This window comes from Dysgonomonas sp. 520 (genome assembly GCF_010501095.1).
In the GTDB taxonomy this organism is placed as follows: Bacteria; Bacteroidota; Bacteroidia; order Bacteroidales; family Dysgonomonadaceae; genus QVMP01.
In genome coordinates, this window is the sequence record NZ_QVMP01000004.1 from 1 (window position 1) to 21,109 (window position 21,109).

General features: G+C 35.7%; 17 protein-coding genes. 8 read left to right on the plus strand and 9 right to left on the minus strand.

The annotated features are described in order from the left end of the window. Both D0T56_RS03130 and D0T56_RS03135 read left to right on the plus strand, forming a co-directional pair. A partial coding sequence (locus tag D0T56_RS03130) for a hypothetical protein (RefSeq protein WP_221412327.1) occupies positions 1-414 on the plus strand: 414 nt, incomplete at its 5' end. Continuing rightward, on the plus strand, positions 401-709 hold the full coding sequence (locus D0T56_RS03135) for a hypothetical protein (RefSeq protein ID WP_163318677.1): 309 nt from the start codon (positions 401-403) through the stop codon (positions 707-709). The genes D0T56_RS03130 and D0T56_RS03135, both read left to right, overlap by 14 nt. Positions 710-1,120: 411 nt before the next feature. On the opposite strand, the gene D0T56_RS03140 is transcribed toward D0T56_RS03135, so the two are convergent. Beyond that, positions 1,121-7,114 carry a T9SS type A sorting domain-containing protein gene (locus D0T56_RS03140; RefSeq protein ID WP_163318678.1) on the minus strand — a complete coding sequence of 1,998 codons (5,994 nt, stop codon included), beginning with the start codon at positions 7,112-7,114 and terminating at the stop codon, positions 1,121-1,123. Between the two features lie 63 nt (positions 7,115-7,177). Next, positions 7,178-8,641 (minus strand): hypothetical protein, encoded by a 1,464-nt coding sequence (locus tag D0T56_RS03145; protein ID WP_163318679.1) that lies wholly within the window; start codon positions 8,639-8,641, stop codon positions 7,178-7,180. A 171-nt stretch (positions 8,642-8,812) separates the two neighbouring features. Here D0T56_RS03145 and D0T56_RS03150 point away from each other — a divergent pair, with 171 nt between their 5' ends. After that, positions 8,813-9,469, plus strand: a complete 657-nt coding sequence (locus D0T56_RS03150) for a response regulator transcription factor (RefSeq protein WP_163318680.1) — start codon at positions 8,813-8,815, stop codon at positions 9,467-9,469. Here the strand turns inward: D0T56_RS03150 and D0T56_RS03155 are convergent. Beyond that, positions 9,432-11,495: a sensor histidine kinase gene (locus tag D0T56_RS03155; RefSeq protein ID WP_163318681.1), complete on the minus strand. Its 2,064-nt coding sequence runs from the start codon at positions 11,493-11,495 to the stop codon at positions 9,432-9,434. The two genes, D0T56_RS03150 and D0T56_RS03155, sit on opposite strands and share 38 nt — an antisense overlap. A 507-nt stretch (positions 11,496-12,002) precedes the next feature. Between D0T56_RS03155 and D0T56_RS03160 the strand changes: the two genes are divergently transcribed. The 4 genes from D0T56_RS03160 to D0T56_RS03175 all read left to right on the plus strand — a co-directional run bounded on the left by D0T56_RS03160 (position 12,003) and on the right by D0T56_RS03175 (position 14,686). Further along, positions 12,003-12,161 carry an Arm DNA-binding domain-containing protein gene (locus D0T56_RS03160; protein WP_163318682.1) on the plus strand — a complete coding sequence of 53 codons (159 nt, stop codon included), beginning with the start codon at positions 12,003-12,005 and terminating at the stop codon, positions 12,159-12,161. Between the two features lie 87 nt (positions 12,162-12,248). Next, a complete protein-coding gene (locus D0T56_RS03165) occupies positions 12,249-13,280 on the plus strand; it encodes a hypothetical protein (RefSeq protein WP_163318683.1) in 1,032 nt (343 codons plus the stop codon). 464 nt (positions 13,281-13,744) lie between these two features. Next, positions 13,745-14,035 carry a hypothetical protein gene (locus tag D0T56_RS03170; protein WP_163318684.1) on the plus strand — a complete coding sequence of 97 codons (291 nt, stop codon included), beginning with the start codon at positions 13,745-13,747 and terminating at the stop codon, positions 14,033-14,035. Between the two features lie 6 nt (positions 14,036-14,041). Then, positions 14,042-14,686: a hypothetical protein gene (locus D0T56_RS03175; protein WP_163318685.1), complete on the plus strand. Its 645-nt coding sequence runs from the start codon at positions 14,042-14,044 to the stop codon at positions 14,684-14,686. 37 nt (positions 14,687-14,723) lie between these two features. Here D0T56_RS03175 and D0T56_RS03180 read toward each other — a convergent pair whose 3' ends face one another. After that, positions 14,724-15,632 carry a YafY family protein gene (locus tag D0T56_RS03180; RefSeq protein WP_163318686.1) on the minus strand — a complete coding sequence of 303 codons (909 nt, stop codon included), beginning with the start codon at positions 15,630-15,632 and terminating at the stop codon, positions 14,724-14,726. Between the two features lie 411 nt (positions 15,633-16,043). Between D0T56_RS03180 and D0T56_RS03185 the strand changes: the two genes are divergently transcribed. Then, positions 16,044-16,790, plus strand: coding sequence for a hypothetical protein (locus D0T56_RS03185; protein WP_163318687.1), 747 nt, complete (start codon positions 16,044-16,046; stop codon positions 16,788-16,790). Between the two features lie 4 nt (positions 16,791-16,794). Here the strand turns inward: D0T56_RS03185 and D0T56_RS03190 are convergent, their stop codons facing one another. The 5 genes from D0T56_RS03190 to D0T56_RS03210 all read right to left on the minus strand — a co-directional run bounded on the left by D0T56_RS03190 (position 16,795) and on the right by D0T56_RS03210 (position 21,105). Beyond that, positions 16,795-17,058: a prolyl oligopeptidase family serine peptidase gene (locus D0T56_RS03190; protein WP_163318688.1), complete on the minus strand. Its 264-nt coding sequence runs from the start codon at positions 17,056-17,058 to the stop codon at positions 16,795-16,797. Positions 17,059-17,324: 266 nt separating this feature from the next. Further along, entirely contained in the window at positions 17,325-18,557 is a 1,233-nt protein-coding gene (locus tag D0T56_RS03195; RefSeq protein WP_163318689.1) for a sugar MFS transporter, read from the minus strand. A gap of 31 nt (positions 18,558-18,588) precedes the next feature. Then, positions 18,589-20,052: a rhamnulokinase family protein gene (locus D0T56_RS03200; protein WP_163318690.1), complete on the minus strand. Its 1,464-nt coding sequence runs from the start codon at positions 20,050-20,052 to the stop codon at positions 18,589-18,591. Between the two features lie 7 nt (positions 20,053-20,059). Next, entirely contained in the window at positions 20,060-20,704 is a 645-nt protein-coding gene (locus D0T56_RS03205; protein ID WP_163318691.1) for a class II aldolase/adducin family protein, read from the minus strand. 8 nt (positions 20,705-20,712) lie between these two features. Then, positions 20,713-21,105 carry an L-rhamnose mutarotase gene (locus tag D0T56_RS03210; protein WP_163318692.1) on the minus strand — a complete coding sequence of 131 codons (393 nt, stop codon included), beginning with the start codon at positions 21,103-21,105 and terminating at the stop codon, positions 20,713-20,715. Between the last annotated feature and the right edge of the window lie 4 nt (positions 21,106-21,109).

Here is a 21,109-nt window from a genome sequence, read left to right on the forward strand (position 1 = left end):
ACTAATTTATTGAAAGAAAAACTAAAGAAAGAACAAATAGAATTTTCTCCAAATTTTTTTCAAAATCATATTGATAAGAGTTATGATGTAAGGGTAACTATGGTTGGAGAAAAACCTTTTGCCGTATTAATTGACTCCCAGCAAAACAATGAGACTCAAACAGATTGGCGCAGGGGTGAATTTCCATTAAAACATATCAATATAAATTTGCCTGATGATATTACATCTCAATGCGTTTCTTTACTTAAAACTCTTAATCTTCGCTTTGGTGCGATTGATTTTATTTTGGATAAATCTGATAATTATATTTTTCTTGAAATTAACCCCAATGAGCAGTGGGCTTGGATAGAGAAACAAACAGGTTGCGATATATCAAATGAAATAGTGAATTTACTCGAATATGAAAATTTTTAAAACAATTCGTGAATTTTTTTGGCCGTTATTAGAAAAAGGAACAGATAATGAGCCTATTGACTTACAACTCAGTGAAATTGTAGTAGATAATACTCATTTAGAAAAAACACTTGAATATGCTATTGATTGTTATGATGCTGAATCTGATAGAAAAAAGAGCATAGAAAGTAAAGCTTCAATGTTTATTGGGACTATTAGTATTATAACGTCAGTCGTTCTTGGGGTGACTTCAATTCTCGTAAAAGAAAACGAATTTGACATAACAATTTGCGCTTTGATAAACTTTTCCCTTTAGACAGACGACCTCTCACAAAATACGGAGGTCTTTTGTCTAAAGGGAAAAGTTTTCTTATTCTTTTGAATTGTTAATTGATTTTCTGAATTCAACTTCAAATTGCTTTCCATCCATCTTACGTAATTTAGATACAATTCTTTTATAGCTATAATTATATCTAAGACTAGCCACATTTAAGAAACAAAATATACCCTTAGTTAGAAATTGAATGTAGCATTCATAATCGGTATCATAAAAAGGGTTATCCTCGAAAACACTTTTGTTATATACTGCAAAATCATTGTGTTTATGCCGATAATAATCAAAATATAAGGATTCGCTTGTCTCATCTTTTTCCAATAAAGATTTATGGAGTTCTTCAGGAGCAAAGACATTATCCGATTCAATAAAAATATACTTCCTAAATTTATCCTATTTTTTTATAATCTTTTCAACTGTCACATTATTATCTTCTGAAATAATTTTCACAAAATAAACACCAGAGGACAGGGTTGAAACAGGGAGTTGAAATTTGTCTTCCGCTGTTTCGTTTGAAATCAGAACACGTCCTTTTATATCTATAATTAAAACTTTTGCATTTGGATAATTATCTAAACCTTCAATTGAAAGAACATCTACGACTGGATTTGGATATACTTTTATAAATGCTTTTTTATTAAATATATTTTCAATTGAAGTATGTTGATTATCACCCACAATACTATAAATACTATAACTGTCCTCTAAGCCATTAACAGAACTCCATATCTTGATAATATCAGATAATTTTAGTGGCTCCTGAAGCGAACAACTCCAAATACCATTATCGATAGTCGCTTGAATAGCATTATTTTCATTTATTTTTACCCATACTGTGTTCGGTCCATTGTATGTTCCTGATAATGTAAGTACACCCTCTTGTATATCAGAAGTTATTGCAGGAGGAGTTGTTTGGGTGATACCTGTTGCCGAAAAGTACGGATAACTATATCCATCCCATATAGACCATATTGAATTAAAATCCCATCCGTTAGCAGAATAAGTACTCTGTTTCATTAAGTCAGAATTCACAATTTCTGTTCCGTAGGCTGTAATTGTATAAATATCATTAGGATTGGAGAGATTGAATACTTTAGTGTCTTGACTATAAAAATTACTTTCTGTCTCATTTGCAGACGGAGTTATCCGCCCCACAAATGGACTCGTATGGGAGAATACTATGGATGGGTTCATTGCATAACAATTCTTTATATTGCCATTACGTCCAGTGATGCCACCTATAACAGATGTCCCTTTAAGATAATTCGCGGCATAACAATTAGTAATCTCTATCAAGAACGGTTCATCATAGCCATTACAATAGCCGATTATCCCTCCTATATTTTCATTACCTTCAATAACACCATTAGCATAACAGTCTTTTATAAACAATGAAGCTGTCGTATTTGTCCATTTATCAAATCTACCATAACCAACTAATCCCCCCAGATAATCATTGCCTTTTATGATCATCGAACTATAATTCTGAGACAGCGTTGTCTTATACGAGAATAAATAATTCGAATAATAAATACGATTCTCAATGTAACCAACCAGTCCACCAATATTATCTTTACCATTTATACTTCCATTTGTGAAGTTGTTTTTAATATCTATAATATAAGGTCCTTCTTGCTTGTTATTATTGAATTTATGATCTATAGCCCCGATTAGTCCACCAATAAATTCATATCCACTGATATTTCCGTCAAACGTATTTCCTTGTATTTTAACAGTGCTATCATCTCCGGAGTCAACCAACCCGACCAGACCTCCAACACAGTTTAAACCAGATACTTTACCACTGATTTTTACATTTGCCACGTTCTTAAACATTCCACCGGCTAATATACCTGTCGCATCAGCTCCTATAACGTCTGCATCAATAATATTGATTGAGTCTATTTTTGAGGAATTTAAAAACCCAAATAATCCTGTATAAATCAGCTTCGGACGGTTAATCATTAACCCCTTGATTGTATGATTCCCTCCTACCAAAGTACCGGAAAAACTATTATCCTTACTTCCTATTGGTAACCATCCATTGTTTCTGATATCTTCATCCGTATTTAATGCTATCCAGCCAGTTAGATCGATATCATTAGCTAAACGGTAATTTGCGCTCAGGTTTTCTCTTACTGAATTTAATTCCTCCGCATTCCTGATTAAATAGGGATCATCTTCAGTACCTATTCCTTTATCATAAGAAATTAATCTGCAAATGGCATAGCTGCGTTGTTTATTTTGCCCTTCTGTCCAAATCAAGACGACATCATTAATTGATAATTCTTGATTCAACGTCAGCGACCATGCATTATCTATTGCTGTAGCACTAACCGGTGTGCCGGAATTCAACTGAACCATAACGGCCTTCCCTTTGATATTGTCGAATGTTCCACTTAACGTTTTTACGCTAGGAGCTATCGCTGTTGATAAAGTTGGCGGTTCTATCTGATTAATGTAATATGGTAAGCTTGCATCTTCCTTTACAGTCCATAAAGTTTCAAATTCCCAATTTAGATTAGTATAAGTGGCCTTTTTGTGAAGATTTTCTTTCGATATGTTTTGCCCGTTAATAGTATTTGTTGATCCTACTACTGTTTCATAGTTTAATAACATATCTTTGTATGCGTAATTATTGTTACTATTTCCGAATTCGCTTGATATTCGCCCTGTATTTATTTTATTAGTGCTGATAATTAATGGACTTGCAGCTATACTGTTAGATATAAACCCTCTGCGTCCGGTAAGTCCTCCAACATAATCATTGCCACTAACATAACACGATGAATAAGTTTTACCTATACTATTATCTTCATACATGACACTTCCAGGCAATCCATGATATCCGCAAATGCCTCCTACATATGTATTGCCATACACAGCACCCGTACTATAGCAACCTATAATAGAGGTGCCGGAACCCGCATCTGCAACCGAATGATTAACGTAAGCGGCGCCAAATCCTAAAAGACCACCGACACGATTATTTCCTTTGATTATAACAGAAGTTTGGCAATTGAGAATGTGTCCGCCATTACTGCTACCAAATGACTTAATCGGCATGTCTATACAACCTATCAAACCTCCGATTTTGTCATTGCCCGAAATATATCCTGTAAAAGAACAGCCGACAGCACTAGCAAATCCTCCAAATGAATCGTCAACATCTACCATTCCAAATATACCTCCTACGTTATTATTTGCTTGGATATTTCCTAAAACATGACAGAACTTAACTCCTGATTTTATAATCCCTGCAACAGTTCCTACATTATCTTGTCCTACGATATTTACATTTTCGAACCATATAGAATCAACCTCGTTTACATAGCCAAATAAACCAACATTATCTGTTTCGGGACGGTTTATTTTTAATCCGGTGATACGATACCCTTTTCCTTTCAGTTTTCCATTAAAAAGAATCGCTTCATTGTCGTTTAGATAGCCGATAGGTAACCATCCGTTATTACGAATATCTTCATTCGGATTATTATTAATCCAATCTGCCAAATCTATGTCATTTGCAAGTTGATATATGGCATTCATGTTAGTTCTTATCGCATTCAATTCATCTGCATTACGAACTAGGATTGGATCATCATCTGTTCCGAATCCGGTTTCGTTTTCTATACTGTATGTAAGTGCATAGCTATTTGATAATGAGTTGCTTTTAGTATATATAAGAACGGCATCACCTGTTTGTAGAGGCGCGCTTAACGTATACGACCAATTTGTCCCATTTGTAGCAACAAATATTGGTTTATTATCATTTATCCTTATAATGATATGATTTGTAGACGAAGGGCAAGTACCATTCAACAACGATACGCCTTTCGACGGGATTGTTGATAAAGTAGGAGGAGCTGTCTGCTGTTTAAAGTATGGCAGACTTGCACTGTTATCTATTTTCCATATATTATCAAAATCCCAATTTAGCGTATTTGTATAGAAATTACTTGTCTTTAGCTGTCCTAATGTAGCATCAGCTCCATGCTCGTTGTTCTGTGTCCCTGTAACAGTAGCTTTATTCACTAACATTGTTTGTAAAGCATAGTTATTTTTTCCTTCAAACCATGGACTCTCTGCAGCAACTCGATACGCAGTGCCGTCCAAACCTTTTATTTCGGATAAAATTGATACATTTTGAGTAAATGTATCTGCACCTGTAGTTAACCCATAGGCCTTTTTGCCGACCATAGAACCTTGTACATAACAATTTCTGAAGGAAGATGCACCACCACCAAGTCCATATACTGCTTCGCCTTTTAGAATTGAAGATGAATAACAGTTATCAATTGTGCTTTTTTTAGCAAGTGCTAATCCGGCAACTTCACTTTTTCCTTCTATTAGCGAGGACACCGAAGAACTCTTGATTGTCACATTATTGCTATAAGAATAAGCAATCAAACCTGCAGCATTTCTATTTGATTTTATAGTGGAGTAGATATGTACATTATTTATTTCTGTATTAGAATCACTGCGATAGACAAGTCCGGCAGCACCTTCTGTTCCTAATATATTAGCCGATACACTACAGTTTCTAAATGATGAGTTGCCTTCATTGATCCAGGCAATAAGTCCGGCTGCGTTTGCCCCTGATATATAGCCTGAAACATGGCAATTCTCGATGAGAGTATTGGATGCTAATGAGGAACCGACAATAGCTGCTACATAACCCTTTTCTGACACTACATGGCAGTCATCAATAAACAAGTTTTTCAGTGTAAACTCTGAATCTTTATCAATCATACCAAACAGCCCGGAATGTTTCCATGATTCATTCGTGCTAGAAAATAAATTTTTAATTCTGAAATTTTTTCCATCAATATAACCACCTATAAATCCGTAACCATATCCTATTGGTCGCCAACCATAATTACGAACATCTGCATCATCATGGTTTTCGATCCATTTTTTCAGATCAATATCATTTGTTAATACGTAACTGGCATGATGTTTTTTATGCCTGATGCCATCTAATTCGGAAGCAGTTGCTATCTCATATGGCGATTGCTCGGTGCCATTACCTAAATAATCGACATAGTAAACCGATTGATTTTTCTTTTTTCCGTTGTTTTCTTGGCTCCATACCATTATAATGTCACAACCCGATAGAGACGAAACACTTAGCTGCCAAGATTCATTATTGGGATATACCTTTTGAGGTTCTTTATTATTAACTCTTACCCAAATATCAGCTGACGCAGATGTGCTGACTATTCCCTCTATTGATGTCTTGTTTGACTTTAACTCACTTGTTATTTTTGCCGGAACTGTTTGATAATAGAGATATGGAGAGGATTTGCTGCCCTCTATTTTCCAAATAGTATTGAAATCCCAACTTAGTGCTTCGTAAGTCGATTTATCATGTAATTGTGTAATGGTTTTATTTCCGCCATGTATTCCACCGGAATTTCCACTCAAGACTTCTTCGTTAAGCAACATGTCCTTAAGAGCATAGTTCTCGTTTAACAAACTTCCGGAGCCAACTATCCGCCCTATATTTTGCTTTCCGTTAATTGCGCGTTGAGTAGAGATACAACCCGATATGCTTGAGTTACTGTTTTCGCCAGCTATTCCTCCAACATAATTATATCCGGACAGGTATCCTGAAGCATAACAGTTTTTTACAGAGCCGGGCCTTTGATATCCTACTATTCCTCCAATATAATCAAAGTCGGACAGAATAATACAATTTGTGGAACAATCAACAATATCGAGACTAGAGGAGCCGATAAGTCCACCGTATCGACCATATGTAATATAAGCAGATGTATTATTTCCCATCTTTATTATACTCCTTATAACACCTGATGTTGTACATCCGGAAACATTGCCACTACCGGAACTATACCCGATAAGAAGCCCTGTGTTACCAAAGCTGTTAATCGTTCCGGTTACAGAACATGCATTTATTTCCGCTCCTTTATAAGGATCAAATTTACCTATCAGTCCTCCTACATCATGAGAAGCTGTTATTTGACAATCTTCAATATGTAAATTTTTAATTGAAAAGGTACGTATCGATCCAAATAATCCAACACCTGATGCATCCGGCCTGTAAATAAACAAACCCCTGATGGTATGACCCGCTCCATTGAAATATTTATAATGTGAGTAATCATTTGTTTTAGTATCGATTGGTAACCATCCGTTTTTTCTGATATCGGCATCTTCGTTGTTTGCAATCCAATCGGTCAAATCAATATCGTTTTTCAGCATGAAATGAATATCTTGGTAAAGATGGTTTCTTACTTCATTTAATTGCTCAGCAGTTTCTATCAAATACGGATTTTCTGCAGAACCATCTCCTCCTGCAAATTGAGCTCTTAAGTATACGGATTGTAAAACTAAAAAAGCTAAAAGTAGTAATTTTGATTTCATAGAGTTGTCTTTATGTAAATTTGTTTATCTGATTTGTTGACAATAAAGTCGAAATATATCAATTTATACCTGTCCATGTTTGCAGCCTTGTCCTTTATGGAGTGAGCACTCTGAACGTCCACCTTCGATGAAATCGCAAAAAGGAGTATTAAAATGCGGACAATGGCCTGCTGGTCCGTAGCCATTATCAATACTGGCATTTCCTCCTTTGGCTACCGCTACGCCATAAATTATTAGTCCCACTATGGCAAATAGTAAGGCAGTTCCTAATATGCTGAGAAAACAGAAGATGACGGCAAGCATTCCCAGCGGGATTATTATCGCAGTACCTAATGCTACCAATGGAGTATGTCGAAGTTGTATCAAGGTAACTACAAATTGAATAATTTGGATAACCCCTATACCGATAACACATATTGATGCCAAATCGTTAGGAGGATCTCCTCCGCATATTATAGCAATAACAAAGAACAGAATTATCCAATACTTGAAAAAAGATACTCCCATAAAAGTAGAAATAGGCCTTGTAAATTGTTGAATATGCTGTAATAAGTTCAAGAAACGATAATATTGTAAAACTAATAAAGAGATAGTAGGGATAAAGAATAATGTGGCTTTGAACCACCCCATAGTATCGGGGTTACAAAACCAGAAATTCTCCCCTAACAAAAAGATGTAAATAAATTCAAATCCAAAAGCTCCCAGCAAGGTAATATATTCAACAAAAACCTGCAATTTGGGGATAGAACTTAGAAAAATAGCGAGAATATTGATTATAAGCAAAACCAAGACAATAATAGGTATAGACCTCCACCATGATAAATGAAAATCGAAAAAATATTGTCCTCTGAAAATTCTATTAGCGTCGTACCATATAGAATCCCAATAATAGCTTATGATAGAGTGTTTGGTATACATATGTGAGGCGTAAAACGATATTGTTCCATCTTTAAATTGATCTCGGTGAACATAAAGTAAATTATGAAAAGTTTCCGGTGTCAGATTACCTGATCTATTCCTTTTCCACCCTGACACTTCGACAGGTATCCACTCCTTGTTGTCTATATCTCCGGCTACATTAAAACTTAAAACATCCATATTGCGAAGCTCTGAGTCCGAATAACATTTGCTGTTTTTATTAGCTTTGGTATAGAATATCGGATCTGAAGAATATGAGCTCAGGCTCCGGACTGCATTGGCTTGGAAAGATCTCTTATCTATAAAGCCTCGAATAGAATCTATTTGAGGTGCATCTGTAAATACTATGTTAGGATAGTCCTTAACATACACTTCTACCCAATCAGTGTAATAGGAGTCTTTATTCAAGGAAATGAATGGACCATACTTTACCTCCCTTATCACTTCAGCATTAGAGCGAGGCTCAACTCTGACTAAAAGTGTTGAATCACTCCTTACTTCGTAATTATTTTCATTAAGCTTAATGAATTCGTTTTCACTACATGCTGTAAAGATGAAAAGCAGAGAAAATATAATAATATGGGTTTTCTTAAGTTTGTTTATATCCATGAATAATTATTTTGTGTATTCGTTAATTTTTCTTAGCCAATAATATATACTTTATAAATCAACCTTTAAATGGTTGCACAAATATACGTATTTATCGATTTCCTTTTTATACGGTTTTCCGTATATATAGATTGCATTTTATGAATATATTTGCATTATAAATTAATTGCAATGAAAACAATCTTGAAACTAAAACGAGTATTAATAGCAGATGATCACGAGCTTATTCTGACAGGGATATCCGATATTTTGGTGAATAGATTCTCTTTGAAAAGAGAAAATCTATTATTATTTACTAATCCTGAACTTGTTTTGAATACTATAAAGGATACAGGCTTTGATCTATATATTCTCGATCTTGAATTTCAAAATATTTCAGGCTTTGACCTGATAAAATCTATAAGAAAAATAGATAAAAATTCGAATATTATCGTTTGTACAATGCATCAGGAAGTGTGGAACGTAAACCGCTTATTGGAAATGAACATTAATGGCATTGTTCTGAAAAATACTGCAAATATTCATCTCGAACATGCTATAGAAGCTGTATGCAATGGACAGAAATTTTTATGTCCAAAGTTTAAGGATATAAAGGCTAAGAGCCAATTATACAAAAAAGGGCGTAAAGTAGGTCTATTTACAAAGAGGGAACAGGAGGTTCTTCGATATATTGTTGACGGATATACGAGTAAAGAAATTGCACTCAAGTTGGAAATATCTGAAAATGCAATAGAAGGCCACAGAAAAAACTTGTTTATGAAGCTTGATGTAAGTAATGTGATGCAACTCGTCAGGGTAGCCATTTGCTATCGCCTTGTTGAGATATAGGAAGTTGAATATATATTCTGCATCCGTTGCCATCAGACGAATCGATCTCGATAGTCCCATCCATGCTATGTATTCTGTCTTTGGTAATAAGTAGACCTATTCCGTTTTGCTTTATAGTCGGATTAAACCCTTTTCCATTATCCTCAATTTTCATTATGATAGTGCTGTTGCAGCATTCTAATTTAATCTCGGCTGTTGTAGCTTCCGAATGTTTTATGATATTGCTGGTTGTTTCTTGTACAATTCTGTAAACCTCTAATAAATTATCATTCGGAATATCATCGAAGCCCTGCTCATTTTTAATATTTAATTTTACCTGTATGTCTTTTCCTTCACTAATTTTGGCTATATAATCAGAAATTATTTGGGGCAAACTGGCATATTTGAATAGTGGAGGCATCAGTTCATGAGAAATATTTCTGATTTCATTATGCAGGTTTTCTATCTGGCTTGATATCTTTTCAGAAGTATCTGTTGTACTCTTTAGTAGGAAGTCGATACTGAGAAGTTCGTTTGCAACATTATCGTGTAACTCTTTGGCCAACCGTTCACGCTCTGTTTCCAGTCCATTCAAGTATGAACGCATCGATCTTAACTCTGCTTTATTAGCTGCAATTATAAATTCTGCATCTTTTTCTTTTATCCGAGTTAGTAAGATAGATGCTTCTTTATCTTTCTTAAGTCGCTGTATTCTACTATAAAGCAGGGAGATAACTAACATAACAAGAATAAAGAAACAGAAGCCTAATATGAAAATTTTATTTCGTCTTTCTTTTTCTTTTTCTACTTGCAATGTGCTTATTTGAACGTCTTTTTGAGCTGTTTCGTATTTAGCATCAAGTTCTTTTATAATTTCATTGTTAGTCTCTTTCATGTATTGAATTCTTATATCATGACTGAGTTCAATATATTTCAGTGCATTGATATAATCTCCTTTAGCTTTGTATAAATCGGTGTATGCTCTATATATATCAAAATATTCGTTTTTATATTCAGGAATTCTTTTACTGACAATATCTATGATTTTCTGAGCTGCTTTAATTTTGTTCTCAGCATTATCATATTGGCATTTGTGTATAAAAACAGCTGCTTCAAGAACCAAAATTATAGATTGCTTCAAGGAATCTTCAGGTTGAGTAATTTCCTTCACTTGAGATATACTCTTATCCACAATATTCCAATCGGTTTTTGGTTTGGCAATCTCAATTTCTGCTAGTTTTGTATAGGGATAAAAAATGGAAGACCGATATTTTTTTGCTTGTATCGAGTCTAAAGATTCGTACAGGATAACCGCATCATTATAATACATGTACGCAGAATCTAAGTGTGTGTTATTATCAGATTCATAGAGATTCATGTCTTTATAATATCCGCCTGCAACTTCATCTATCTTCATCCTTACATATACGGGGTCTTCGCATTTTGGTGCAATTGATTTCATTTTGTCTATGATCTTTTTAACCTCATCATAATTCTGTTTATTAAAGTGGACAATAGACATATTGCGTAATATAGAAATAATATCATTATAGTTGCTGTTTGCTTTTTCGTATGCTTCTATAGACTTGTAATAATAAGAATGTGTTGAATCATACTGCCTTAGCATGCCATAATAGTCGCCCTCATTGCGATAATAGAAACCTAAATCTCTGAAATTAATATTCTTATCCAAAATAAACTTCGCTGAATCTAAGTAGGAACGGGCCGTAGGTATTTCATTCTGTCCGATATTGTAAGATGCAGCATTTGTGTATAATCTCACTATTTCGCTGTATGCCTTTTCTTTTTTTGCTTTTGGTATTAGTTGAATGCAGACTATATTTCGATATTTCCTAAGAGCAGGTGTATTACGAACAACACTGTCCAGTTGATACTTATCTTTAAACGGTATGGATTTATTGTTAATGATATTAATTAGAGAATCTAGTACAGGTTCTGTTTTAACTTCTTGTTGATTGGCGTTAGCACAATAGTTTATGCATGTAATTAAAATAACAGAAAGGAATATTGTTTTACTTCGAAACATAATTGTATTCTTTAATCACCGAAATCATCCGTCTTCAACTGTTGAGATACCAATACTCGAACTTGGGACACCCTTCTCCAAAAGAGGTGTGCTAACCGCACTGCGATACATCTCGTTTTTTGCTGCAAATAGCCGTGCAAAGCTAAAACTATTTTTTCACATCCAAAATTATTTGATCCAACACTGATATAGAAATATTAGCATTTTCAAACTTACATAAAAAGGATGTGTGCCCTTCTCCATAAAAGTATTTATAGTACGAGTAATCATTAACTAATCAAAATAGTGTCTTAGTGGTTATTCAGAAGTCAGTATGTGCGTGTGCAAAACGAGTGCAATAGCCTTATTTTATTGGGACGAGACGAGTAAAATAAGTCGCACCGGAACATTCCATCTACGTTTCTATTTCTCAAAACCCTTAAAAGTCCCATGCATTAATAGTTCCGTACGCTTATATTGTCGGAGATATTGGAATATATAACATATTAATTTTTTTTATGTAAAACTATGTATTCGTATTCGAAAGATGGCATTACGGTGAGTGTAATGCTCGATACCCGCAAGGTTAATGCACAAGGTAAATACCCTGTCAAAATCAGGGTCAACTACAAGCGTGTGAGGGAATATTTCCCGACAGGAAAAGACTTATCTAAAGAGCGATGTTGAAATGCTTGCCGAAAAAGGAGATTTTATGAAAAATCTTACTATTTTTGTTAAAATTGAAAATTTTATACACAAAAAAATACGAAAAAAATGACAGAACTACCATTAAAAGACTTATTCAAAGAATGGATGATTGAAGAAGAAACTGGTATAAGTCCAGCTTCTGCAGTTTCATATTGTAGTTATACCTCTAGCGCATGTAAAGATTTGAAGGTTAAATACAACGGTCAAATAATGTATGTGTTTGATGCAATTCAAATGTTTATAAATCAGAAAGACATTGATACCTTTCAGGATTTTATGGATAAAATTATACATTTATATTACTCTGAGGATTTTTTAAAGATTGTAGACCGTCCCAAGAGCACTATAAGCAATTGGCGCACAGGTCTGAACCGTTATTTGGAATTTGTTTATCAATATCTTGATCCGGAAACCGAAGATCTCAATATTCACAAGAATAGTATATCTATTGAGAATGAAGGACCAGAAAATATAATAAAAATCACAAAAGATGAATTATATTCCAAGTTTCATTTCCGCCTAATTACCCAAGATCGCTACTATGAAAATATACTTTATCCTATAGGTCTGATAAAGCGCCTTTTCTACAAAACGGGAAGGAAAGAGATATTTAACAAGTACATAAAGGCTATGATTGATAAGACGCTTGTCTATAGTGAGGACGGAATACTATCTATAGCTGATATAAACTCATTTCTTATAGATCCTAATAATGAAGAAGTTCATGTATTGACAAACGAAAATAAAAAACTTCAAGTATTTACACCTACACACGAAAAGGAGAATGTCCTTTTTAAAGTTAAATCTTTCTTGCAAATCTCACTGGATCACATTGTTCCGATGCATGACATAATGGTCCAAAATCAAGATAAATTGAGTGAGATATGTAAACTTACAAATGAGATTAAGAAGAGGATGAAAGGAAAAATTAGTAATAAAATAATGAGAGCCACTTATAGTCCAATAATAGAGGAGGCATCTGATTTAGAACAGCTTGTCAATTTTTCAACAATGGAAAAAGAATTAGTATTTCTTTGTGAAAAGACTAAACTTCAATTGATGGATAGTCGTGAAAACTCAAGAAAAGGAAAAAGATAAATTTTCCGAATACTTTCTACAAAAAACAATTATTCACAAGTCAAATTTTACATTTTGAACCCGTGGTGCATTTAGATAATGAAATATAACAGGCTGAAATATAATACACATTTATATTGTCATTGAGTCGCCTTCGCTCCTCGAACGTTGTTTCTGAGTAAAACGAAGGACCTGGATTGAAAACACACAGATTTTCCACTTCGTTCAAAATGACAAAACCAATATGAATCTTATAATGAATGAGTTTATATCAAAGTCCTAAATGCACCACGGGTATCTTGATTTTCAAAGTTACGTACCAGTAAAAATAGCTTGACATTTTCTTCAAAAAAAACTCATGTAGGGGGGTACGGAAAAATAATCTCAGTAAGTTAATTTTTATTAATCTTCTCTCTGTTTGTTTATATTTCTCAAATTTTGAGAATATATAGGATATATGAGATAAACCCTTAAATTGATAGTTTATGAGAGGATTAAAACGCCGGATATTAGCGGTTATTGAAGAAGTGAATCATGAAATTCGGGTGGATTTAGGGCTTGAAGAGCCCATACCCGAATTAAAAACAATTGACACACTTGGTATTGCGAAGGAATTGCCAAAAATCAAGCAGGCAGATGACGAAGAAGAATCGGAAGAAGCAAAAGCTTTTGAGAGAATACTTAACCAAATTTCTGAGCGATACGAAAGAGAAAGAGCCGAAATACGGGCAGAATCAGAAGAAGAGATTTTGGACGTCCAATTAATTCAATCCTGAGAGAATATGAAGAAGAAAAACAAAATGTGGACGACCCGAATGCTGTTGGATTGTATTGTATGTTCTGATATTAAGACATCAAAGCAAGCCAAAAACAACCTTCTGTTACAAAATGAACATGATAAGATCGTAGCCCTTCTGAAAGCCTTCGATTTGTATGTAGAAGAAAAGCAGGCTATTTTAGACAAAGACTACAATAAGGTCGGTGAAGAATATGGCTTCGATATAAGTGATTTTCTCAGAGGGAATTTCATCACGAAGCGAAGTGAAAAAGAGGCCATAAGCCTACTGAATGAAATCGTTGATAATAATAGATTGCAGCAAGCACAAGAAAGACATCCTGAAAAAGATGTTTATTTCTTTTTGAGCAATGTTTTTAAAGGCCTGATTACTTTTCGCAGAGACTTACAGTGCTGTATCGATTATTATAATTTGGCTCATTGGCCTGAAATAATGACTAATAAGTTTGTTTTATTGGATTCCATGAAAGAGATAAGACCCCAAGCAAATAAAATTGATATTATCCTGCTAAAAATAATCGGAGATAAAAAACCTGTATCGGAAAAAGTATTGATTAAAAAATACGACTTTCCAAAAAGTGACCTATTGGCAGGACTTAAATCAGTGAAAGAAATACTTGCAGCATTATAGCGATACAAAAAAGAACACGGTAGTCTGTAACAGCCGGTTACAGACTATTCCTTTCCAGTGCCGATTTACAGATGGATTGTATTTCTTCCCGAAGAGATAAGGGTTCTATAACCTTTAATGACCAGCTTCGGGACATCAGTTCCATAATGAAATCGAGTGTTATTTTCAGTCGTAACCGGATAACAAATTCATCTTTATTGTCGGTTATTATTTCCTGGCTATGATGTAGGGGTAAAGACTTTAGATAGCTACCATCTCTTGCATCAAAAGAGAGAATAACATCTTCAATGGGGTATTCATCGGATGAATAAATACCGTAGCTATACTTAAACTTTTCAGACACATTTATTGTATTGTCTTTAGGAAAAGTTTCGTCCAAGATAACAAGATCGTTTATTCTATCCAGGCCGTATGTTTTCAGGTCGTTCTGCCCTTTGGTTCGCCCAATAAGATACCACCGGCCCCGACACTCTTTCACGGCGTATGGTTCAAGCTCACGGAATGAGGGCTTATCAGACCCGAATTTCAGGTACGAAAAACTGATTTGTAGAGAGTTTTTAATGGCATGGATAAGCGGGTAAAGATGTTGTGTACCCATAGGGCGATGTTTCTCGGCCAGCACAAAATCGGGTATTCCTATTTCAGTATTGAGTGCGTTATGGATGTTGAACTCGTCCAGAAAGCGGTCTATATCGGAACGTATTGTATTATCTTCAATATAATAACCCTGATTACGACGACAATATTCTATATCGACACCAAATTCGGTTCGAATATTCTGTATATCTCGTTGTATGGTTCGACGTGATAGGCCTGTATCGTATATTCCACGAAAGTTCAATTCTCGTTCCAAATAAGAAGTGAGCTCGGCAAAATTGATATATGGACATTTTCTTATCTTAGATATAATCAGTAGGTTACGTTGTAAGTGATGAATACGTGACATAGGTATATATTGCGTTTACTAATCGAAAACAAAAATAGTTATTTAAAGCGTCACACAATGGCACTATCAACAGTTTATTTTGCATCGGCAACAGCCCATTGAGGGCAAAAGCGCTTGAAATGTTGAAATTATGAGTATATTTGTCATGCCGATTAGTATTAGTCGGCAAACGTATTCGAATTCAAACGTTGAAAGAGTTTAACTTAATTTCTCTCTAGCAAATCTAGCAAATTTAACAGGAGGAGGATAGGTTGACTGCTCTCATGCTGTATAGGCGTGGGCTGTTGCTTATTTTACTCCTAAGGTTTTGCTAGAACCTGCTAGATAAAGTAAGTTAACGGTTCCACGCTTTCAGCATTTTATAAACTCTTCTTTTGGAGCCGGAGAGGGCAAAAAACAATTATTTATTCTATGAGAAATTTAAAAGTGACTGCTATTTTATTAGTAGTATGTATGAGTCTGGGGCTCGTTTCGTGTGGAGGTGAGAAATCTTCGAAAGAAGAAAACGACAAAAAAGTTATTACTCTGACAGAACCTGGGATTTCAGGAGATTTATCCGAGTATTTTGAAATTGTGGGCACTGAATTTGAAATTCAACCATATCAGGCTATGAATATCGATAAAATAATTGAAATTACGATAAAACGTACTGATGTTGAATTTCCATATCCCGAAGATGTTCTTACATCACTTGGAGGATCAGGTTCTAGTTATGATGAAATTGGAGTAGGATTTGGGTATGAAATGTATGATAAAGATGGAATACCGTTAAATATCTGGGAGCCTGAATGGGGTAATTTCTATTTTGGAATGCCTCATGAATTACTTCATGCAGAATCTGGGAGATTTGGTAAACTTAAGTTTAGTGTATCTAATGCTAATGATGAAACACTTTCGAAGATAGTGAGTTTCAAGATAACGACAAAGCTTAAAATAGGGAGAGATGTTAAAACCAATAAGAAAGGTAGCTCTGGTGCAAATTGGGACACGACATTAAATGATTTTGAAAAAGCGATTAATTCATTATACAAAGACATATCGAATGCTGATAATCTAAATGCTGTTGAAAACCTTCAATCACAATTGGAATATAATAGAGACAAGTTAACCGATAAGCAAGTTGCTCGTTTAGATCGACTTATCAAACGGATAGATTAATGAATCAAATATATTGTAAACAATAAATCTTTTTCAATGCTTTTCCAAATTTTTGACATTCGCCTTTACTGATAACTGTGTCAGCGGTTCCGTGTATCAGAAAAGTTGCCGGCGGATTGGAAGGAATATTGTTTATGGCTGATATTTTATTTAAGTTGCTCATGTTTTCGGAACCAAAAAATTTCTTTTTAGTTAAATCGTTGGGGAAATTATTTTCTAAATCATAAGTTCCATCTTGACCTATTAATATTTTAAAACTTTTATTCACCTGTTAATCAGATGGCTCTTAGTTTAAGCCCAAGAGGAAGAGCAAGAAAAGCAGCCACTTACATCGTAAGTGGCTGTTTCTTTATTCGCAGTGTGTGCTAATTATAAGCATTATAACCATGATATTTCCCGAAACGTGTGCATCAAAATTTCTTCTTAACCAAAGCACACTCTATCGGTCTATTACCCCGACAGCTACAACAATCCTGTAAAACAGAATTATTGAAACAAACTCTTAATAAATTATAGGTGGTAATATGACTATTCCTAATTCTTTAACTTGCTTAATCCAAATATCAGAATAACAATAAAGCAGACAAGAGGTACCAAAAAACCTACTGCCATAGACCACACATCAGCAATTCTCCCCATCAGCATCGGTACAACTGCTCCCCCTGCCACAGCCATAACAATAAGAGATGAGCCTTTTTCGGTATTTTCTTTCAACCCGCTGATGCCAACGGCAAATATTGTCGGATACATAATAGACATGAAGAAGTAGGAAGCGAAAAGGCATACGACCGATGTCATACCCAGACCCATTACCACCATCACCATCAACAATATATTTATGAAAGCATATATGGAAAGTAATTTTTTCGGATTGAAATACTTCATCATGTAACTGCCCGATATCCTTCCTATCATAAACATCCCCATGCCTCCGAATGCCAGTATCTGCGATGCCTCCAGATGGCTAATATCGGGGCGTACCTCTATCACGTAATTGATAAAAAAGCTACCTATACCGGTTTGTCCCGCAACATAAAAGAACTGGGCTACAACAGCAAATATGAACAAAGGATGTTTCAATAAATCGCGATATCTGCTTTTACTATTCTGATCGCCCGAAACGTCCGAATCTTCCGCCGATATCTGCGGTAAAGGTGTACGCACAAACAAAACAGCAATAAGCAATACCACTATTCCGATGCCTACATAAGGCTTAGCCAATGCTGCAAAAGGATCTCCATCGTTCGAAAAAATCAAAAGTCCTCCGACCAATGGACCCAGAATCCATCCTAGACCATTGAAAGACTGTGCCAGATTGATCCGTCTTGCTCCCGATTGGGAAGGGCCTAACACTGTTGTATAAGGATTGGCTGCCGTTTCGAGGCAGGTTAGCCCGCAGGCTATTACAAACAAAGCGATAAGGAATGGATAAAATGTTTTTATCAACGTTGCCGGATAAAACAAGAATGCTCCTATAGCAAATACGAATAAACCAAATATGATTCCTCTCTTATACCCATATTTTTTTATTATCAGTCCGGCAGGTATACCCATCACAAAGTACCCTCCATAAAGAGCAAACTGAACCAATGCCGAACGGGCTTTAGATATTTGCAGAATCTCTTGGAAATGAGCATTCAACACATCGAGTAGCGCATGGGCAAATCCCCAGAGAAAAAACAAGCTTGTAACAAGTATAAAAGGAAACAGATAGTTCTGCCCTTGTTTCCCTCTGAATAGAGAGGTTGAATTTATATTGTCTTTCATGGTAATATTATCGGTTAGTGTATTCTATTTCTTATTTAAACAAATGACTTACATTTTGTGCTGTATCTTTCCATTTGCCGGTATCCTCAGGATAATAACTCTTAAAGTTAAAACTATTTTCGATTATTTCATAAGCTTCTTCCCATCCTGATATTTTTTCATCGGCTATCGCTTGTTGAATTACATTCCCTACTGCAGTTGCCTCTGTCAATCCGTTGACTACTTCTATATCTAAGGCATCTGCAATATACTGGTTCAATTGCTCATTCTGGCTTCCACCCCCTACAACATACAATTTTGTAAAGTCTTTTCCCGAGCATTTTTTCAGTCTGTCCATCACATAGTAATATTTTATTGCCAGCGACTCAAGGATGCACCTCACCAATTCTCCCTGAGTTTCAGGGATGTGCTGCCCTGAACGGGAACAATAAGCTTGAATAGCTTCCTTCATTGATGACGGATTATTAAAAACAGGGTCGTCACTATTTACTATACATCGGAATGGTTCTGCTTTTGACGATTCGGACAGAATATAATCATAAGAAGTATTCAACCCCTCCTTTTCCCATTCGCCTATTATGCGCTGAAGGAGCCAAAGTCCCGTAATATTACGCATAAACAGTATTTTATTATCGACTCCTCCTTCGTTAGTGAAATCGTTTGTCATAGCCTCTTGGGTTAGGATGGGCTCGTCATTCAATGTACCTAACAACGACCACGTACCCGAACTCAGGAATGCCCAATTGTTTCCTTTACCCGGAATGGCTGCAATAGCACTTGCCGTATCGTGCGAACCAACAACAAATACCTTTACGCCTTTGGCTCCTGTTTCTTCGGACACTTGCTTTGTCAATCCACCTAAAAGAGTACATGGCTGCAAAATCTTTCCCATTATATCGGCAGGAATATCCATCGCTTTAAAAACACCGGCACTCCATTCTTTAGTTCGGGCATTCAATAACTGCGAAGTAGATGCAATGGTATATTCATTACCCATTACTCCCGTCAGGAAATAATTGATAAGATCGGGAGTAAACAAAAGCCTGTTGGCATTGGAAAGGTGAGGACTATCCGATCTCCTCATGCTCCAAAGCTGGAAAATCGTATTTATGTCCATCTGTTGTATCCCTGTAATGGAGTACAACTCTTCTTTCGAGATACATTTGGCCGATTTTTCCGACAAACCTTCTGTCCTGCTATCCCGATAACAAACAGGATTGGATAAAAGGTTATTGCTTTTGTCCAGCAGTCCGAAATCGACCCCCCATGTATCTACTGCAATTCCTTTCAGATCGTAACCTTTCCTGACGGCCAAGCTGATACTCAGTTTAATGTTCTCGAACAGGGAAAGAAAATCCCAGCATAATGTGTCATCTTGTTGTATTAGAGTATTATTAAAGCGGTGCACCTCTTCAAGATGCACTTTACCATCGCTGATAGTGCCAACGATAGCCCGTCCGCTTCCTGCTCCGAGATCTAAGGCTAGGTATGACATATGATGCTTATTTATCGGTTTTACCTAAAATATATACATCAAGGTCGTGTATTTCTTCATCGGTGAGTGTGAGGTAGTTTCCTTCTCCCGCACGGACAATGATACTGCAAGCCAATTCGAAAAACACAGCTTTCTGAAAAGCATCATCGAAATCTTTACCGCACACCACCTGCCCATGCTTGCTCATCAAAGCGCAATCGTGGTTGGTTAGTGCTTCCGATACTGCCTTTGCCAGTTCGGGAGATCCCGGTCGGAAATAGGGAATAACAGGGATTTCGCGTCCGCAATAACACGGAACTTCGGCTACTACATTATAATTTTTCGGTTTGTTCTTCATACAGGAAACCACAGTTGCATACTGGGACTGAAAATGTAAAACCACATTCATGTCTTTTCTCTCACGTAGCACTCCCAAATGAAAAGTACTCTCCATCGACGGTTTTGGCCCATCAATACGCATTCCTGTAGAAATGTCGCAGACAGATACATTTTCTTCTGCCAGGCGTGGCAGCCAAGAGCCTGTTCCGGATATCAGAGCAATGTTGTCGTCTATCCTCCACGAAAGATTACCGCTACTGCAAAGTTGTAACCGTTCTTTACCTACTCGGTTAGCTTGTTCTATAAATTTTGCTATATGTTCTTTTGTTATCATAGTTAAGATTATTCATTTAAAGCTTCGGTAAGAGAAAAAATTCTTTCTATTAATTGCCATTTTTCTTCCGAACGCTGACCTTTTTCTGTAATTTGAAATTTGGCGACAAATTCTTCCCATTCGGCTTGACGCTCGTAAGTTGCCAATTTGCCAAAAGCGTCATCCCAGTCAAAACTCATCGGGGTTTCCAGAACCATAAAAGCAATATCGTTTATCAAATATATTTCCATATCCAGAATGCCTGCACGGCGAATACCCTCAGGTATTTCTTTCCAAATATTTCTACTATCGTGCCAATACTTATATTGCTCTAAAGTCTCAGGGTTTAGTTTAAGGCATTGGCAGAAGCGTTTGGTCGCTCCTGCCATTTTTTTATTATATCCTTCTTTCAAGTTTGTCATATAT

What these genes read in the sequence shown, in the direction of transcription:
- D0T56_RS03145 (WP_163318679.1), bottom strand. Translation starts at nt 8,641, where the DNA reads ATGGATATAAACAAACTTAAGAAAACCCATATTATTATATTTTCTCTG.
- D0T56_RS03160 (WP_163318682.1), top strand. Translation starts at nt 12,003, where the DNA reads ATGTATTCGTATTCGAAAGATGGCATTACGGTGAGTGTAATGCTCGAT.
- D0T56_RS03140 (WP_163318678.1), bottom strand. Translation starts at nt 7,114, where the DNA reads ATGAAATCAAAATTACTACTTTTAGCTTTTTTAGTTTTACAATCCGTA.
- D0T56_RS03195 (WP_163318689.1), bottom strand. Translation starts at nt 18,557, where the DNA reads ATGAAAGACAATATAAATTCAACCTCTCTATTCAGAGGGAAACAAGGG.
- D0T56_RS03170 (WP_163318684.1), top strand. Translation starts at nt 13,745, where the DNA reads ATGAGAGGATTAAAACGCCGGATATTAGCGGTTATTGAAGAAGTGAAT.
- D0T56_RS03180 (WP_163318686.1), bottom strand. Translation starts at nt 15,632, where the DNA reads ATGTCACGTATTCATCACTTACAACGTAACCTACTGATTATATCTAAG.
- D0T56_RS03210 (WP_163318692.1), bottom strand. Translation starts at nt 21,105, where the DNA reads ATGACAAACTTGAAAGAAGGATATAATAAAAAAATGGCAGGAGCGACC.
- D0T56_RS03200 (WP_163318690.1), bottom strand. Translation starts at nt 20,052, where the DNA reads ATGTCATACCTAGCCTTAGATCTCGGAGCAGGAAGCGGACGGGCTATC.
- D0T56_RS03205 (WP_163318691.1), bottom strand. Translation starts at nt 20,704, where the DNA reads ATGATAACAAAAGAACATATAGCAAAATTTATAGAACAAGCTAACCGA.
- D0T56_RS03165 (WP_163318683.1), top strand. Translation starts at nt 12,249, where the DNA reads ATGACAGAACTACCATTAAAAGACTTATTCAAAGAATGGATGATTGAA.
- D0T56_RS03185 (WP_163318687.1), top strand. Translation starts at nt 16,044, where the DNA reads ATGAGAAATTTAAAAGTGACTGCTATTTTATTAGTAGTATGTATGAGT.
- D0T56_RS03175 (WP_163318685.1), top strand. Translation starts at nt 14,042, where the DNA reads ATGAAGAAGAAAAACAAAATGTGGACGACCCGAATGCTGTTGGATTGT.
- D0T56_RS03135 (WP_163318677.1), top strand. Translation starts at nt 401, where the DNA reads ATGAAAATTTTTAAAACAATTCGTGAATTTTTTTGGCCGTTATTAGAA.
- D0T56_RS03150 (WP_163318680.1), top strand. Translation starts at nt 8,813, where the DNA reads ATGAAAACAATCTTGAAACTAAAACGAGTATTAATAGCAGATGATCAC.
- D0T56_RS03155 (WP_163318681.1), bottom strand. Translation starts at nt 11,495, where the DNA reads ATGTTTCGAAGTAAAACAATATTCCTTTCTGTTATTTTAATTACATGC.